This window comes from Pseudomonas sp. p21 (assembly GCF_001642705.1).
Taxonomy (GTDB): Bacteria; Pseudomonadota; Gammaproteobacteria; order Pseudomonadales; family Pseudomonadaceae; genus Aquipseudomonas.
Window position 1 is genome coordinate 954,797 of sequence record NZ_LWBV01000001.1, and the last position, 16,190, is coordinate 970,986.

General features: G+C 63.3%; 15 protein-coding genes and 1 pseudogene. 7 read left to right on the forward strand and 9 right to left on the reverse strand.

What is annotated here, in order from left to right; all coding sequences use genetic code 11:
* Positions 1 to 2 precede the first annotated feature (2 nt).
* Both wecC and wecB read right to left on the reverse strand, forming a co-directional pair.
* A complete protein-coding gene (gene wecC / locus A4C63_RS04410; protein WP_063911649.1) occupies positions 3 to 1,265 on the reverse strand; it encodes a UDP-N-acetyl-D-mannosamine dehydrogenase in 1,263 nt (420 codons plus the stop codon).
* Complete coding sequence (gene wecB, locus A4C63_RS04415; RefSeq protein ID WP_063911650.1) at positions 1,262 to 2,404, reverse strand: non-hydrolyzing UDP-N-acetylglucosamine 2-epimerase; 1,143 nt, start codon at positions 2,402 to 2,404, stop codon at positions 1,262 to 1,264. Before wecB ends, wecC begins: the two co-directional genes overlap by 4 nt.
* A 690-nt stretch (positions 2,405 to 3,094) precedes the next feature.
* Here wecB and A4C63_RS04420 point away from each other — a divergent pair.
* Positions 3,095 to 3,430, forward strand: coding sequence for a ComEA family DNA-binding protein (locus tag A4C63_RS04420; protein WP_063911651.1), 336 nt, complete (start codon positions 3,095 to 3,097; stop codon positions 3,428 to 3,430).
* Between the two features lie 194 nt (positions 3,431 to 3,624).
* Here A4C63_RS04420 and A4C63_RS25090 read toward each other — a convergent pair whose 3' ends face one another.
* Complete coding sequence (locus A4C63_RS25090) at positions 3,625 to 3,792, reverse strand: DUF2897 family protein (protein WP_064506461.1); 168 nt, start codon at positions 3,790 to 3,792, stop codon at positions 3,625 to 3,627.
* A 181-nt stretch (positions 3,793 to 3,973) separates the two neighbouring features.
* Here A4C63_RS25090 and pyrF point away from each other — a divergent pair, with 181 nt between their 5' ends.
* Complete coding sequence (gene pyrF, locus A4C63_RS04425; protein ID WP_063911652.1) at positions 3,974 to 4,675, forward strand: orotidine-5'-phosphate decarboxylase; 702 nt, start codon at positions 3,974 to 3,976, stop codon at positions 4,673 to 4,675.
* Positions 4,676 to 4,988: 313 nt separating this feature from the next.
* Here the strand turns inward: pyrF and A4C63_RS04430 are convergent, their stop codons facing one another.
* Positions 4,989 to 6,014, reverse strand: coding sequence for an acyltransferase (locus A4C63_RS04430; protein WP_063911653.1), 1,026 nt, complete (start codon positions 6,012 to 6,014; stop codon positions 4,989 to 4,991).
* A 141-nt stretch (positions 6,015 to 6,155) separates the two neighbouring features.
* A complete protein-coding gene (locus tag A4C63_RS04435) occupies positions 6,156 to 7,157 on the reverse strand; it encodes an NADP-dependent oxidoreductase (RefSeq protein ID WP_063911654.1) in 1,002 nt (333 codons plus the stop codon).
* A 175-nt stretch (positions 7,158 to 7,332) separates the two neighbouring features.
* Between A4C63_RS04435 and A4C63_RS04440 the strand changes: the two genes are divergently transcribed.
* On the forward strand, positions 7,333 to 8,094 hold the full coding sequence (locus tag A4C63_RS04440; protein WP_063911759.1) for an SDR family oxidoreductase: 762 nt from the start codon (positions 7,333 to 7,335) through the stop codon (positions 8,092 to 8,094).
* A gap of 60 nt (positions 8,095 to 8,154) precedes the next feature.
* On the opposite strand, the gene A4C63_RS04445 is transcribed toward A4C63_RS04440, so the two are convergent.
* Positions 8,155 to 9,330, reverse strand: coding sequence for an MFS transporter (locus A4C63_RS04445; protein ID WP_063911655.1), 1,176 nt, complete (start codon positions 9,328 to 9,330; stop codon positions 8,155 to 8,157).
* Positions 9,331 to 9,538: 208 nt separating this feature from the next.
* On the opposite strand from A4C63_RS04445, the gene A4C63_RS04450 reads away from it, so the two are divergent.
* The 3 genes and pseudogenes from A4C63_RS04450 (at position 9,539) to A4C63_RS26990 (ending at position 12,993) form a co-directional block, all read left to right on the forward strand.
* Entirely contained in the window at positions 9,539 to 10,936 is a 1,398-nt protein-coding gene (locus A4C63_RS04450; RefSeq protein ID WP_063911656.1) for a PLP-dependent aminotransferase family protein, read from the forward strand.
* 668 nt (positions 10,937 to 11,604) lie between these two features.
* Positions 11,605 to 12,135 (forward strand): annotated as a pseudogene (locus A4C63_RS26985) (HAMP domain-containing protein); the annotation flags it as partial.
* Positions 12,130 to 12,993 (forward strand): methyl-accepting chemotaxis protein, encoded by an 864-nt coding sequence (locus A4C63_RS26990; protein WP_371106009.1) that lies wholly within the window; start codon positions 12,130 to 12,132, stop codon positions 12,991 to 12,993. The pseudogene A4C63_RS26985 and the gene A4C63_RS26990, both read left to right, overlap by 6 nt.
* Positions 12,994 to 13,138: 145 nt before the next feature.
* Here A4C63_RS26990 and A4C63_RS04460 read toward each other — a convergent pair whose 3' ends face one another.
* Complete coding sequence (locus A4C63_RS04460) at positions 13,139 to 14,329, reverse strand: benzoate/H(+) symporter BenE family transporter (protein ID WP_063911658.1); 1,191 nt, start codon at positions 14,327 to 14,329, stop codon at positions 13,139 to 13,141.
* A 145-nt stretch (positions 14,330 to 14,474) separates the two neighbouring features.
* On the opposite strand from A4C63_RS04460, the gene A4C63_RS04465 reads away from it, so the two are divergent.
* Complete coding sequence (locus tag A4C63_RS04465) at positions 14,475 to 15,077, forward strand: glutathione S-transferase family protein (protein WP_063911659.1); 603 nt, start codon at positions 14,475 to 14,477, stop codon at positions 15,075 to 15,077.
* A gap of 130 nt (positions 15,078 to 15,207) precedes the next feature.
* Here A4C63_RS04465 and A4C63_RS04470 read toward each other — a convergent pair whose 3' ends face one another.
* Together A4C63_RS04470 and folE are read right to left on the reverse strand one after the other, a co-directional pair.
* A complete protein-coding gene (locus A4C63_RS04470) occupies positions 15,208 to 15,579 on the reverse strand; it encodes a glutaredoxin (protein ID WP_063911660.1) in 372 nt (123 codons plus the stop codon).
* A gap of 59 nt (positions 15,580 to 15,638) precedes the next feature.
* Positions 15,639 to 16,184 (reverse strand): GTP cyclohydrolase I FolE, encoded by a 546-nt coding sequence (gene folE / locus A4C63_RS04475; RefSeq protein WP_013971502.1) that lies wholly within the window; start codon positions 16,182 to 16,184, stop codon positions 15,639 to 15,641.
* Positions 16,185 to 16,190: the final 6 nt, after the last annotated feature.

Genomic DNA, 16,190 nt, shown 5'->3' on the forward strand with positions numbered 1-16,190 from the left:
CATCAAGCCTGGGTAACGCCAGCGGCGTCGATCACGAATGCTGCTTCACGTACGTTGAAGGTGCCGCGGAATTCGCGGTGCTTTACCAGCAGTACGTGGATGTCGGCGCTATCCTGCGCGTAGTCGAAGTCCACGTGCTCGTGGCGCGCCAGGCGCTGCGGCAAGGCTTCGATGTTCGGTTCGACCAGTTGCAGGGTGGCTTCCAGCTCATTGCCCAGGCGCTCGGCAATGCTCAGGGCAGGGCTTTCGCGCAGGTCGTCGATATCGGCCTTGAAGGCCAGGCCGTAGCAGGCAATTTTCACTTGCTGGGCCGACTTGCCCGGGTTCTTGATCAGGAAGTTGGCCAGGGCCATCTTGACCTTGTCGATCACCCACTCAGGCTTGCTGTCGTTGACCACCCGGGCAGTGCGGATCAGGCGCGCTTGCTCTGGGGTCTGGCTGACGATGAACCATGGGTCGACGGCGATGCAGTGGCCGCCCACGCCTGGGCCTGGCTGCAGGATGTTGACGCGCGGGTGGTGGTTGGCCAGGCGAATCAGCTCCCACACATCGATGTCCAGCTTGTCGCAGATGATCGACAGTTCGTTGGCGAAGGCAATGTTCACGTCACGGAAGCTGTTTTCGGTCAGCTTGCACATTTCCGCGGTGCGGGCGTTGGTGACGATGCACTCGCCTTCAACGAAGGTGCGGTACAGGCGTACGGCCGCTTCGGAGCACTTGTTGGTCATGCCGCCGATGATGCGGTCGTTTTCCACCAGCTCGCGCAGCACGTGGCCTGGCAGTACACGCTCAGGGCAGTGGGCAACGCGGATGTCGGAGTCTTCGCCGTGGGTTTGCGGGAAGCTCAGGTCCGGGCGGGCCTGGGCCAGCCAGAAGGCCATCTGCTCGGTGGCGCCGACCGGGGAGGTGGATTCCAGGATGACCAGGTCACCCTTTTTCAGCACGGGCGCGATGGCCTTGCTGGCGGACTCGATGTAGCTCAGGTCCGGCTGGTGGTCATCCATGAACGGGGTTGGCACGGCGATCAGGAAGGCGTCGGCAGCTTCCGGAACGGTGGAGGCACGCAGGAAGCCTTCGGTTACGGCAGCGTGTACCACCATGTCCAGCTCAGGCTCGACGATGTGGATTTCGCCACGGTTGATGGTGTCGACTGCGTGCTGGTTTACATCGATACCGATCACGTGCTTCTTGCGGGCGGCGAAAACGGCTGCGGTTGGCAGGCCGATATAGCCCAGGCCTACGACGGAAATCTTGTTGAAGCTCATGCTACTTCCTTGGAACGAGAGAAGTTGGAAAGTGCGTCGAGGATTCGCGCGCACGCTTTTCCATCGCCGTAGGGGTTGTGGGCAAAGCTCATCTCGCGATAGGTCGCATCGTCGGTGAGCAGTTTCGCCAAGTGTTCGGTGATCGATTCCACATCGGTACCCACCAGTTTGACAGTGCCGGCGGCCACGGCTTCCGGGCGCTCGGTGGTGTCACGCATGACCAGTACCGGCTTGCCCAGGGCAGGGGCTTCTTCCTGGATGCCGCCGGAGTCGGTCAGGATCAGGTAGGAACGGGTCATCAGGTAGACGAACGGCAGGTAGTCCAGCGGCTCGATCAGGTGAATGTTGTTGACGTCGGCCAGCAGGCGGTTGACCGGTTCGCGCACGTTCGGGTTGAGGTGTACCGGGTACACGATGTCCACGTCAGGGAATTGGCGCGCGGTTTGTACCAGCGCTTGGCAGATGCGCTCGAAGCCGCCACCAAAGTTTTCGCGGCGATGGCCGGTGACCAGCACCATGCGGCGCTCGGGGTTCAGGAAGCTGAACTGGTCTTCGAACTGGCTCTTCAGTGCAGGGCTTTCCAGCTTGCGGACCACTTCCAGCAGCGCGTCGATCACGGTGTTGCCGGTGGTATGGATGGTCGCGGCGTCGATGCCTTCACGCAGCAGGTTGTCCTGCGAGGTGGAGGTGGGCGCGAAGTGCAGGGCGGCCAGTGCGCCGGTCAGGCGGCGGTTGCCTTCTTCCGGCCATGGCGAATACAGGTTGCCAGTGCGCAGGCCGGCTTCCACGTGGGCAATCGGAATCTGCTGGTAGTACGCGGCCAAGCTGGTGGCCAGGGTTGTTGCGGTGTCCCCGTGCACCAGCACCACATCGGGCTTGAACTCGGCCAGCACAGGCTTCAGACCCTGCAGGATGGCAGTGGTCACGTCGGTCAGGTCCTGACCGGGCTTCATGATGTTCAAGTCGTAGTCGGGCGTGATCTCGAACAGCTCCAGTACCTGGTCGAGCATCTGGCGGTGCTGGCCAGTAACGCAGACGCGCGACTCGAAACGGTCGTCCTGGGCAAGGTTGAGGGCCAGGGGGGCCATTTTGATGGCCTCTGGGCGGGTGCCAAATACAGTGAGGGTCTTGAGGGACACGGCGACGGTCTTCTTTGTGTGAATGAAGGCGGTTGGATCAGGTGCTACGGGTGCAAATCGCGGGTATTACGCAAATCGGCCGGGGGGGCTGGCCTGGGTAGCGCTACGCACGCAAAAGCGAGCTGGGGACGTGGAGGGCGGTGAAGAAAAATTCATTTTGGCTCGGATCCTTCAAGCATAGCGGTTGTCCAATGACCGCAAATTTATCACTTCGTCATCAATATGACATCCCGTCTGGCACGTTTTTTTCCCCTGATCGTCCGAATTTGCCCATATCTATCGATTGATTGGATCCTATTTTTGGAAGTTGCATCAGGAAAAACGATTGTTTGATGTTATTCAGGCATCATGCCAATAAAGTCAATTCGACTGAGGCATACGACGAACGGGCGGGGGCCTTGTCCGGCAAGGCTTGTGGGAAAAACAACAGCTTTTGGTCTGAATGAAACCTAGGTTAAACGGGAATTTACCTAGCGGCGATTTGCCATCGCCTTTGTTTCATGAAGTTAACCTGAAATATGGCGTAACGCCATTACTTTTGGGTGGGCGAAGTTGTTTTTTTAAATGTCGGATCCGGTAACGATTAATCGGGCCAACTGCTTGTTTGCAAAATGGCAGAACCGCTAGGGTTGATTGCGCAGCCGAAGGAAAACGGCTGCTGGAAAATGACCAACCCAAGGAGTGTTCACCATGCGTAACAACGTTCTGTCGTACCTGCTGCTGCCGCTGTTCGCCAGCTTGTCCTTTTCTCTTAGCGCCGCCCCGGCCAGCGCCACGGCGGTGCCCGAGCCGGTGCCGGTGGTAAGCCAGCATCAGGCCCAGCAGCCGCAGCGGTTGGACCTGAACACCGCCGATGCGCTGACGTTGCAGAAGGAATTGAACGGCATAGGGAAGGCCAAGGCCGAGGCCATCGTGGCCTATCGGGAGGCCAATGGGCCGTTTGCTTCGGTGGATGAACTGCTGGAGATCAAGGGCATTGGCAATGCGTTGCTGGAGCGTAACCGGGACAAGGTGATGGTGGAGTAAGTGGGGGAGGAGGGTGAGCCTGTTGGTTTGGGGTTGCCCTTCTGGAACCTGGGGCTGCTTTGCAGCCCATCGTGACACAAGGGGCGCAAAGCGCCCCAACAAATACCCGATAAAACAAAAAGTTAGTTTTTTACTTTGCGGGGCGTCAAAATATTGCCTGAAGAAGTGGCTCTTAAACCCTTTACTTTGACCTTTTAGCGGTCTTGCCCATCCTTGGCATCCGCTTCGGCATTGCGCTCGTGCACCTTGCGCAGCTGTTCTTCGGTCAGTGGCAGTTTTTTTGCCGTGTCGCGCAGCAGCATCAGCCCGCCGACGATCGAGCCGAGGGCTATGATGAGTATCAGCCAGGCATACCAGGGCATTGTCGTTCTCCTTTGCTGGTGATGGGCAGCGCCTGTACGAATATTGAGCAATTGCCCGTTCCGTTGGTTCAATTATAGGAGCCAGCCACTGTCGGGCCAATTCCGTGACCCGCGGGCCCCAAAGCCTGCGCCACTTCGTTTACAATGCGCGCCGTTTTCGACTTGCCAAGAGACCCTGCCCATGTCCGCCTGCCAGACGCCCCTGATCGTCGCCCTGGATTTCCCTACCCGTGAGGCCGCCCTGAAGCTGGCTGACCAGCTTGACCCTGCGCTGTGCCGGGTGAAGGTTGGCAAGGAGCTGTTCACCAGCAGCGCTTCGGGCATTGTCGAAACCCTGTGCGACAAGGGCTTCGAAGTGTTCCTGGACCTCAAGTTCCACGACATCCCCAATACCACCGCCATGGCGGTGAGGGCTGCGGCCGAGATGGGTGTGTGGATGGTGAACGTGCACTGCTCCGGTGGCCTGCGCATGATGGCGGCTTGCCGCGAAGAGCTGGCCAAGCGCAGCGGCCCGCAGCCGTTGCTGATTGGTGTGACCGTGCTGACCAGCATGGAGCGTGAAGACCTGGCCGGTATCGGTCTGGATGTCGACCCGCAAGAGCAGGTGCTGCGCCTGGCGGCGCTGGCCCAGAAGGCTGGCATGGATGGTTTGGTGTGCTCGGCGCTCGAGGCCCCGGCGTTGAAGGCGGCGCACCCGTCGCTGCAGCTGGTGACCCCGGGCATTCGCCCGGCGGGCAGTGCGCAGGATGACCAGCGCCGTATCCTCACCCCGCGCCAGGCACTGGATGCGGGTTCGGATTACCTGGTGATCGGCCGCCCGATCAGCCAGGCCGCCGACCCGGCGCAGGCGCTGGCTGCGGTGGTGGCCGAGATTCGTGGGTAACTAGCTCGTGTTGTGAGGAAAGGCCGGCATGAGAGTGCTGGCCTTTTTTGTTTGGCTGCTCCGCGAATGGCACCGCCTTCGGCGGTGATCGCCGGCAAGCCGGCTCCCACAAAAGAGCCCAACCTCATGGGCCAGCGCAGGACCTGTGGGAGCGGGCGCGTCCGCGAAGCAGACGCTGCGGTGGATGGCACGGGCTTCGCCCGTGTTCGCGGGCACGCCCGCTCCCACAGGGACTGCGTTGGTTTGTAAGTGTTCAGCTGCAACTGAAGCCATCGCTCAGCTTCGGAAAATACCTACAGTGTGGCTTCGCTGGTCAGATCACGGCGCGCACGGGCTTGATCAGCCTGATCAGGTAAATCGGTATCAGCGTCAACATGAACACCCCCACCGCCAGCAGCGGTATCAGCCACGCCAGTGAATGCCCTTCGATCAGCGGGCCATAGACGATGCTGGCCCTGTTCATGATGAACACGTGCAAACAGTACAGCCCCAGCGTGCAGCCAGACAACTCGGCTAGCAGCTTGCTGTGCCGTACCAGCTGGCCGCCCAGCGCAAGCAGCAAGCGGAACGCGCAGATGGCGGCCAGCACCACCAGCGGCGACACGTAGGAATAGAAGACCTGGCTGGGCACGCCTTGCTGCACCGACATGGCGTGGGTGGCGGCGGCGGTCAGGGCACCGCTGATGAAGAACCCGCCAAGGTTTACCCAGGCGTTGCCAGGGCCATGCAGCCGGATGTGCTCGAATACATAAGCCCCCAGGAATGCGTAACCCGCAAACCCCATGAACGAAAACAATTCATAGGTATTGGTCAGGTTGGCCAACGCTGGAGCGAACTGCGCGACGGTGGGGAGCAGGCAACTGACCGCCAGCCACAGGCCCAGGAAAACCCGCTTTTCCTGTGGCTCGGAATGCTGGTAGACCTTGGCCATGAACGGCATGAACAAGTAGATGCCGATGATCGCGTACAAGTACCAGAGGTGGTAGTAGACGGGGCCTTGGAGAATGGCCAGTGCGGCTTGCCACAAACTGCCATGCCCGACGCCCATTGTGGCCCGCCACAGCGCATAGAACACAGACCAGAACAGCAGCGGCGGCAGTATGCGCACGAAACGCTTCTGATAGAACCTGACGGCACCCTCCGAGCGATTCAATAGCAGGGCGCCGGACAGCATCAGGAACAGCGGTACGCAAGACCGGACCAGCGAGTTGTAGATATTGGACGACATCCAGTTGTCATCCAGTTGTAGCGCCCCTGCCGACGCGATGTGAAGAACTACCACCATGAAGCAGGCGGCGATCCTGCAAAAGTCCAGCCCGGCATTCAAACGTTGCTGCATTGGTTGCCCACCTTTTCGCTGCCTTGCGCAATGGGTGCTTGTGGATGCCTGAATTTAAGTCCGGCGGGCGAAACTGCAAGCGGCGAAAGTGCCACAACACGGGTTTGCGACGCGATTTCAAGGCCCGCAGGGGGCTGCGTTCTAGACCTTCAGCACCAACTTGCCAAAGTTCTCCCCACTGAACAGCTTCAGCAAGGTCTCGGGGAAGGTCTCCAGCCCTTCCACTACATCTTCCTTGCTCTTCACCTGCCCGCTGGCCAGCCACCCGGCAATCTCCAGCGCGGCCTTGCCATAGTCCTTGGCGTAATCCATTACCACAAAGCCTTCCATGCGCGCGCGGTTCACCAGCAGCGACAGATAGTTGGCCGGGCCTTTCACCGCTTCCTTGTTGTTGTACTGGCTGATTGCGCCGCAAATCACGATGCGTGCCTTGAAGTTGATGCGGGTCAGCACTGCGTCGAGGATGTCGCCGCCGACGTTGTCGAAGTACACGTCCACGCCTTTGGGGCATTCGCGCTTCAGGCCGGCCAGCACGTCTTCGGCCTTGTAGTCGATCACCCCGTCAAAGCCCAGTTCGTCCTTCAGGTACTGGCACTTCTCGGCACCGCCGGCGATACCGACCACGCGGCAGCCTTTGATCTTGGCAATTTGCCCGACAATGCTGCCCACCGCGCCGGCCGCGCCGGAAATGACCACGGTATCACCGGCCTTGGGCTGGCCGACGTCCAGCAGGGCGAAGTAGGCGGTCATGCCGGTCATGCCCAGCGCCGACAGGTAGCGGGGCAGGGGCGCCAGGCTGGGGTCGATCTTGTGCAGGCCCTGGGCTTCGCCCGTGAAGTAGTCCTGCACGCCAAGGGCGCCGCTTACATGGTCGCCCGGCTTGTAGGCGGGGTGCTTGGAGGCAACAACCTCGCCAACGCCCAGCGCGCGCATCACCTGGCCCAGGGCCACGGGCGGGATGTAGGACTTGCCTTCGTTCATCCAGCCGCGCATGGCCGGGTCCAGCGACAGGTACAGGTTGCGCACCAGTACCTGGCCTTCGCCGGGTTGTTCGGCGGGCACGGTCTCGAAGCTGAAGTCGTCACGGCGCACGGCGCCGGCCGGGCGTTTGGCGAGCAGGAAGCGGCGGTTGGTGTGGGTCATGGCGGGTCCTTGTGGGCAGTGGAGGGGGGATGCGTTAAATCTACCCTGTTGATGTAGGCAGGTCCTTAACATCACTGACAAGCATGGTAGCCCAACCGGTGGGGTGATGATGCTGCCCGGCCGGTTGGTGGCTGACTATGCTCTGAACCCCACCAAGCACGCTTTGGAGCACGCGATGAGCATGACCTTTTCCGGCCAGGTAGCCCTGGTCACCGGCGGTGCCGCCGGCATCGGCCGGGCAACCGCCCTGGCTTTCGCCCAGGAGGGCCTGAAGGTGGTGGTGGCCGACCTCGACCCGACCGGTGGCGAGGCCACTGTGGCCATGATCCATGCGGCGGGCGGCGAGGCGCTGTTCATTGCCTGTGACGTCACCCGCGACGCCGATGTGCGCCAGCTGCACGAGCGCCTGATTGCCGCCTATGGCCGGTTGGACTATGCCTACAACAACGCAGGTATCGAGATAGAGCAAGGCCGCCTGGCCGAGGGTAGCGAGGCGGAGTTCGATGCCATCATGGGCGTTAACGTGAAGGGAGTGTGGCTGTGCATGAAGTACCAGCTGCCGTTGCTGCTGGCCCAGGGCGGAGGGGCCATCGTCAATACCGCTTCGGTGGCGGGCTTGGGGGCGGCGCCGAAGATGAGCATCTACAGCGCCTCCAAGCACGCGGTGATCGGCCTGACCAAGTCGGCGGCCATCGAGTACGCCAAGAAGGGCATTCGTGTGAATGCGGTGTGCCCGGCGGTGATCGACACCGACATGTTCCGCCGCGCCTACCAGGCTGACCCGCGCAAGGCCGAGTTTGCCGCCGCCATGCACCCGGTGGGGCGCATTGGCAAGGTCGAGGAAATTGCCAGCGCCGTGCTGTACCTGTGCAGTGACGGTGCAGCGTTTACTACCGGGCATTGCCTGACGGTGGATGGCGGGGCTACGGCTATCTGAGCCGATATCGGTGTGGCCTTCTTCGCGGGTAAACCCGCTCCCACAGGTACCCCGCTGGCCTCAGGGCTGGTGATACCCCTGTGGGAGCGGGTTTGCCCGCGAAGGGGCCCTGGCAGACCACCACAATGCCAACCCAACCACCCCACACCCCACCACCAACACCCCACCAAATACCAGCAAGGCCAACCGCGACCCCAGCCGGTCACTCAGCAACCCGGTAAAGATCACCGGCAAGCTGAACCCCAGGTACGCCAGCAAAAAGAACCCGGCACTGGCCCGGGTCTTCTCGCTGCCGGCCAGCTGGTTCACCGCCGCCAACCCGCCCAGGTAGATAAACCCGTAGCACGCACTGCTGGCCGCCATCGCACCCAGCAACACCGCGCCCAGCGTCCCGCTGTCCGCCCCCCAGGCCAGCACGGCATAGCTGCACGGCAATATCACCAGCCCCAGTAGCGTGGCCGTACGGCTGCTGAGGCGCCGCGCCATCGGCTGGAACAACAAGCCGCAGCTGATCACGCAAAAGGTCGAGAACCCCGACCAGGCGCTAAGCCCATGCTGGTGCAGGATGCCGGGCAGTAGGGCGATCACCAGCCCCACGCAGGCCCACGCCAGCAAAATGGCCAAGCCATAGGCCACGCTGCCACGTGGGTAGCAGGGCAGGCGCAGCATGGGGTTGCGTTGTGCCGGGCGTGGGTCGGGCAGGCGCCATACCAGCAGTATTGCCAGGGCCGCCAGCAGCAATTGCAGGTGGAAGCTGCCCGGGGTCAGGCTGGGGCCGCGCAGCAGGAACAGGCTGGTCAGCGCCGCGCCCAGGCCAAAGCCCAGCGAGGTGCTGGCGGTAACCCAGTTGGCGGCGCGAGTGTTGTCCGCGCCGCCCATCAGCTCACCCATGTAAGCGGTGGCCGTGGCTGAGGCCAGGCCGGTGCCCAGGCCGAGGAAGAGTCGCGCCAGGCCCAGGGTTTGCAGGCTGGGGGCCAGCAGCGTCAGCACGGTGGCTACCATCGAAAGGGCAAGTGCGGCAAGCACCAGTGGCCGGCGCCCAACCCGGTCGGCCAGCCCGCCCAGGGCCAACAGCACGGGTAGTACGCCGAGCACATAGCCAGAGAAAGCCACTGCGATGGCGGCGGCGCCTTGGCCGGAGAGGTCGGCGTAGGTGATGTACAGCGGGGCCTGCAGGTTGACGGCCAGGGTTATCAGGCAGAGGGCGAAGGCCAGGCGGGCCGGGGCGGAGGGCATGGGTAGGGATCCTGGTTTACTGGTGGTTGTTCCGGCCTCTTCGCGGGCACGCCCGCTCCCCCAGGGATTGCGCAAAACCTGTAGGAGCGGGCGTGCCCGCGAAAGGGCCGGCCCTGCCAACTCTGATGCCAGCCCATTCCCCTCACCAGACACACTGCCAACCCTTTTATGCTTAACTGTTCGCTAAAAACTGGCAAACACTTCCCCCATGTACTTCCCCCTCGACCGCACCAACCCTACCCCGCTGGTGCAGCAACTCTCCGACCACCTGCAAACCTGGATCGACCAGCAACGCCTGCGCCCCGGCGCGCGCCTGCCGTCAATCCGGGCCTTGGCCCGCAGCCAGGCGGTCAGTGCGTCCTGTGTGATCGAGGCCTACGACCGCCTGGTCGCCAGCGGCTGGCTGGAGGCCCGCCACGGCACCGGCTTTTTCGTCGCCGAGCGCAAACCCGGCCTGGCCGTGGAAGACACCCAGCCCTGGGGCGAGGCCGGCGACGGCAGCTGGCGGCAGTTCCGCGAGGGCCATGACGAGCTGCTCAAGCTGGGCTGCGGCTGGCTGCCCAGCAGCTGGCGTGCCGCCACCGAACTGGCCCAGGCAGTTCGCCAGGTCAGCCGCGGCAACCCGCAGGACCTGTTCGACTATTGCCCACCCCTGGGCCTGGCCAGCCTGCGCCAGCAGCTGCACAAGCGCCTGGCGCAGCTGGGTATCGCCGCCGGCCCCGAACGCATCCTCACCACCCACGGCGCCAGCCACGGCCTCGACCTGCTGGTGCGCACCCTGCTGCGCCCGGGCGACACGGTGCTGGTGGAAAACCCCGGCTACTACAACCTCTACAACCTGCTGCGTCAGCACCAGGTGCACATGTTGCCGGTGCCACGCACCGCCGAAGGCCCGGACCTGGCCTCCCTCGAAGCCCTGCTGGCCGCGCACAAGCCGCGCTGCCTGTTCATCAACAGCCTGTACCACAACCCCACCGGCACCAGCCTGACGCCCAAGGTGGCCTACCGCCTGCTGGAGCTGGCCCGCGAGCACGACCTGCGCATCATCGAGGACGATATCTACGCCGACTTCCAGGAGGGCTCGGCCACCCGTCTGGCAACCCTCGACAGTGAGCAGCGGGTGATCTACATGGCCAGCTTCTCGAAAACCCTCAGCAGCTCGCTGCGGGTCGGTTATCTGGTCGCTGAGCCGGCGTTGCTGGCGCGCCTGGCCGAATTGAAGATGGTCAGCGGCATCGGCACCTCGCGCTTTGCCGAACAGGTGGTGGGGCAGATGCTGGCCAACGGCAGTTACCGCAAGAGCGTGCAGCGCCTGCGCGTGCGCCTGGGGCAGCACATGGCCCGGCTGCTCGGCCAGCTGGAACAGGCGGGCTGGCAGGTGTTCTGCGAGCCCTACGGTGGCATGTTCGTCTGGGCCCGCGTGCCGGGCCGGGATTTCGCCAGCCTGGAGTGCTTGGCCCTGGAACACGAGGTGCTGCTCACCCCCGGCAGCGCCTTCGATTACCAGGGCGAGGCCAGTGCCTGGCTGCGTATCAATGTCGCCTACGGGCAGGACTCCCGCGCCCAGGCCTTCCTTCAGCACGCAGGGCGACCTCTGCCAAGCTGATAACGACACGCTCATAGCTATTTGACACTATTCTGACGTCAGGCCCTTGTTCATCGGCTGGCAACGTTGCCACCCTTGGCCTTCGGGATAACCTCGCACGCAGAAGGGGAATCGGCATGGGCGCGAGCAAGCACGGTGTGCTGGCCAACCTGGGCATGGCCCGCAAACTCGGCCTGGGCTTTGCCCTGGTGCTGGTGCTGACCCTGGCGGTGGCGGCCATTGGCATTGCTGCGCTGCACAGCGTTGGCCAGCGCTTCGACAGCCTGCGCCAGCTGGCCCAGTTCAATACCGACCTGCTGCGCTTGCGCCAGCACGAGCAGGCCTTTGCCCTGCGCTCCGACATGCAGCAGGCCGAGGCCTTGCGCAGCGGCCTGCAGGGTCTGGCCGAGCGCGCCCGTGGTCTGCCGGCGCTGGCGGCAGCGGAAGCCGACCTGGCAGCCTATGGCCAGGCGTTCGAGGCCTTTGTCGAGGCGGTGCAGGCCAAGGAGCTGGCGCTGGACATGGCCAGCTGGTCGGTATCCAGCGTGGCCAACAACCTTGATGTACTGCAGGCCGGCCTGGCCGATGACGGCGTGTACACCCTGAAGCAGTCCCAGGGCCAGCAGGGTGGCGCGTTTCTCGAGCAGGCCGCGCAGGTGGCGCAGGTGTCGCGGCTGATGTTGCAGGCCATGGATGAAGCGCGGGTACGCCTGGAAAAAAGCCGCAAGGGCGAAGAGGGCGTCAGCCAGGAGCGCATCGCCCAGACCGTCGAGGCCGCCAGCCTGGTCAGCCAGTTGCAGGGTGCCGTCAGCGATGCCGGCTACCAGAGTGTGCTGGGCGAAGTAGCGGGGCACATTGGCAGCTTCTCGGAAAAACTCAACGAATACACCGACCAACTGGCCCGCGAGCAGGGGCTGAAGGCGCAGTTGCAGGCCAGTGCCGAGCAAGTCACCGGGCGGGTTGACCAGGCCTACCTGGGGCAGGAGCAGGCCCTGCAGGGTGAACTGCAACGCAATGCTGTGGCCATCGGCCTGGCCACGGCATTGGCACTGCTGGTGGGTGTGCTGGCCGCCTGGCTGATCACCCGCGCCGTGGTCGGGCCGCTCAAGCATGTGATTGCCCGCGCCCAGCGCATCGCTGCCGGCGAGCTGGGCTTTGACGCCCAGGTGCCACGCCGCGACGAAGTAGGGCAGCTGATGCAGGCCATGCAGCAGATGGCGGAGGGCCTGTCGGGCATTGTCAGTGGTTTGCAGCAGGGTATCGAGCAACTGGCCGGCAATGCGCAGGCGCTGTCGGCGGTGACTGAGCAGACCAACCGTGAGGTGGGCAGCCAGAAGGAAGAGACCGAGCAGGTGGCGACCGCCATGCAACAGATGACCGCCACCGTGCACGATGTGGCGCGCAATGCCGAAGAGGCGGCGCAGGCGGCCCAGGCTGCGGATGAGAAGGTGGATTCCGGGCAGCAGGTGGTGCGCCAGAGCATGCAGCGCATCGAGCAACTGGCGGCTGCGGCGGAGACGGCCAGCGCCGGTATCGACAGCCTCAGTGCCGAGATCCACACCATTGGCGACGTGCTGGAAGTGATCAAGAGTGTGGCCGAACAGACCAACCTGCTGGCGCTGAATGCCGCTATCGAAGCGGCCCGGGCCGGTGAGCAAGGGCGTGGCTTTGCCGTGGTAGCTGATGAGGTGCGCGCGTTGGCGCGGCGTACCCGGCAGTCTACCGAGCAGATCGAGACCTTGGTGGCCAGCCTGCGCGGTAATGCCCAGCAGTCGGTGGCGCAGATTCGCGGCAGTACCGAGCTGGTGCGCCTGGCGGTAGCCGATGCGCTGCAGACCGAAAGCGCGCTGGGCAGCATTGCGGCGGCGGTGTCATTGATTCAGCAGATGAACCAGCAGATTGCCGCGGCGGCCGAGCAGCAGAGCTCGGTGGCGGAAGAGATCAGCCGCAGCGTCACGCAGATTCGCGGCAGTGCCGATCAGGCAGCGTTGGCGATGCAGGACAATGCCCGGTCGAGTATCGAGTTGGCGCAGTTGGGGACTGACCTGAAGGGGATGGTGGGGCATTTCAGATTGTGATCTGGGTCTCTGGGCTTTGTGTTGCCTGTACCGGCCTCTTCGCGGGTAAACCCGCTCCCACAGGGGGCACACAACATTCAGCCCTGTGGTATTCCTGTGGGAGCGGGCGTGCCCGCGAAGAGGCCGGTACAGGTAACAAATACCTTCAGGCCCTGCGCGGGTTGAGGATCATCAAGGTCAACACCCCCGCCACAATCCCCCAGAACGCCGAGCCGATCGAGAACAAGGTCAGCCCCGACGCCGTGACCATGAAGGTGATCAACGCCGCCTCCCGCTCACGCACTTCGCTCATGGCCACGGTCAGCCCGTTCATGATCGAGCCGAACAGCGCCAGCGCCGCAATCGACAGCACCAGCTCTTTCGGCAATGCCGCAAACAGCGCCGCCAAGGTCGCGCCGAACACCCCGGCAATGCCGTAGAAAATCCCGCACCACACTGCCGCGGTATAACGCTTGGCCGGGTCTTCATGGGCATGCGGCCCGGTGCAGATCGCCGCGCTGATCGCTGCCAGGTTGACCCCGTGCGAGCCAAACGGTGCCAGCAGCAGCGAGGCAAAGCCGGTGGTCGAGATCAGTGGTGAGGCCGGTACCTGGTAGCCGTCCGCGCGCAGCACGGCCACACCCGGCATGTTCTGCGAAGTCATCGCCACCACGAACAGCGGAATGCCAATGCTGATGGTCGCCGCCAGCGAGAAGCTTGGCGTGGTCCACACTGGCGTGGCCGCTTCCAGGCGGAAGCCGCTGAAGTCCAGCAGGCCCAGGGCGCCGGACAGCGCCGTGCCCACCAGCAGCGCGGCCAGCACGCAGTAACGCGGCGACAGGCGCTTGACCAGCAGGTAGCTGAAGAACATGCCCAGTACCAGCAAGGTGCGGTGCTGGGCGGCGACGAAGATTTCACTGCCGATCTTGAACAGGATGCCCGCCAACAGCGCCGAGGCCAGTGAGGCCGGGATGCGCTTGACCAGGCGTTCGAAGCTTCCGGTCAGGCCACAGATCAGCACCAGCACGGCGCAGGTGATGTAGGCGCCGATCGCCTCGCCATAGCTGACCCCGCCCAGGCTGGTGATCAGCAAGGCGGCACCGGGGGTGGACCAGGCCACGGTGATCGGCGTGCGGTAACGCAGCGACAGACCGATGCTGCATACCGCCATGCCGATCGACAACGCCCAGATCCATGACGAAATCTGCGCGCTGGTCAGCCCGGCTGCCTGGCCGGCCTGGAACATCAGCACCAGCGAGCTGGTATAGCCGGTGAGCATGGCGATAAAGCCGGCGACCACCGCTGATGGGGAGCTGTCTGCCAGGGGCCGCAGGCGTACGGAAGTGGCATTGGTCATGAACAAAATCCTTGTAAAGGTGTAAGCAGTTTTTTCAGACTACAGCGAGCAAGGTTGATCCTTGCCATACAGCGGCCATTGCTTTTAGCCGTACAGTCGCCAACTATTGGGCGAAAATGCAGAACTGCGTGGGAGTGGAGGGGCGATGTACAAGGTCTATGGCGACTACCAGTCGGGCAACTGCTACAAGGTCAAGCTGATGTTGAACTTGCTGGGCCGGCCGTATGAATGGCACCCGGTGGACATCCTCAAGGGCGAGACCGAAACGCCGGAGTTCCTGGCGATGAACCCCAACGGCAAGGTACCAGTGCTGGAACTGGAAGACGGCAGCTACCTGTGGGAGTCCAATGCCATTCTCAACTTCCTGGCCGATGGCAGCGAGTTCCTGCCTACCGAGCCGCGCCTGCGCACCCAGGTGTTGCAGTGGCAGTTCTTCGAGCAGTACAGCCATGAGCCATACATTGCCGTGGCGCGCTTCATCCAGTTCTACCTGGGGTTGCCGGACGAGCGCCTGGACGAGTACCGCAAGCTGCACAAGGGCGGGTACAAGGCGCTTAGGGTGATGGAGCGGCAGTTGCAGATGACGCCGTACCTGGTCGGTGACCAGTACTCGATTGCCGACGTGGCGTTGTATGCCTATACCCATGTGGCGCATCAGGGTGGGTTCGACCTGGCCGATTACCCGGCAGTGAGGGCCTGGCTGGATCGGGTCAGCAGCCACCCACGGCATGTGCCGATGATGGGGTAGTATCTAGCCTGTGGCGGCCTCTTCGCGGGCATGCCCGCTCCCACAGGTATCCCACAATATTCAGCCCTGTGGTGAACCTGTGGGAGCGGGCGTGCCCGCGAAAGGGCCAGAACAGGCTGCCCGCAAACCGTCAGGCCGAAGCGAACCGCTCATCGAGGTAGGCAATGATGGCCTTGGACTCATACATCCAGGTCACCTTGCCCGCTTCTTCAATACGCAGACACGGCACTTTCACCCGGCCGCCACCTTCCTGCAGGGCCTGGCGGTGCGCGGGGTCATTCTTGGCATCGCGCAGCGCCACAGGCACGTTCAACCGGTGCAGGGTGCGTCGTGTCTTGACGCAGAACGGGCAGGCGTGGAACTGGTACAGCGCCAGGCCCTTGGCCGCTTGCTCGACGCGGGCCTGGGCGGCGGCGTCGCGCTTGCGCTTGGCCGGGCGGCTGATCCAGTCGCCGAACACGATGAGCTGGCCGAGGCCAACCCGCAGGGCTTTGACGATCATGGGCAACTCCTGAAATGAAAAAGCCGACCCGGGAGGGTCGGCTTGGGGTCAGCAGCCAATCACTTGATCAGGCTGAGGAACTCGCTGCGGGTGGCGGCGTTTTCGCGGAACTCACCCAGCATCACCGAGGTGATCATGGTCGAGTTCTGCTTCTCGACACCGCGCATCATCATGCACATGTGCTTGGCTTCGATGACCACGGCCACACCGGCGGCCCCGGTTACCTGCTGCACGGCCTCGGCAACCTGGCGGCTGAGGTTTTCCTGGATCTGCAGGCGGCGGGCGTACATGTCGACGATGCGCGCCACCTTCGACAGGCCCAGTACCTTGCCCTTGGGCAGGTAGGCCACGTGCGCCTTGCCGATGAACGGCAGCATGTGGTGTTCGCACATCGAATACAGCTCGATGTCCCGGACCAGCACCATTTCGCTGTTGTCAGAGCTGAACAGCGCGTTGTTGGTGACTTCTTCCAGTGTTTGCTCATAACCGCGGCAAAGGTACTTCATCGCCTTTGCAGCCCGCTTGGGCGTGTCGAGCAGGCCCTCACGGGAGACGTCCTCGCCAATCTGGCTGAGGATCTCGGTGTAGTTCTGTTCCAGGGACATGGATCT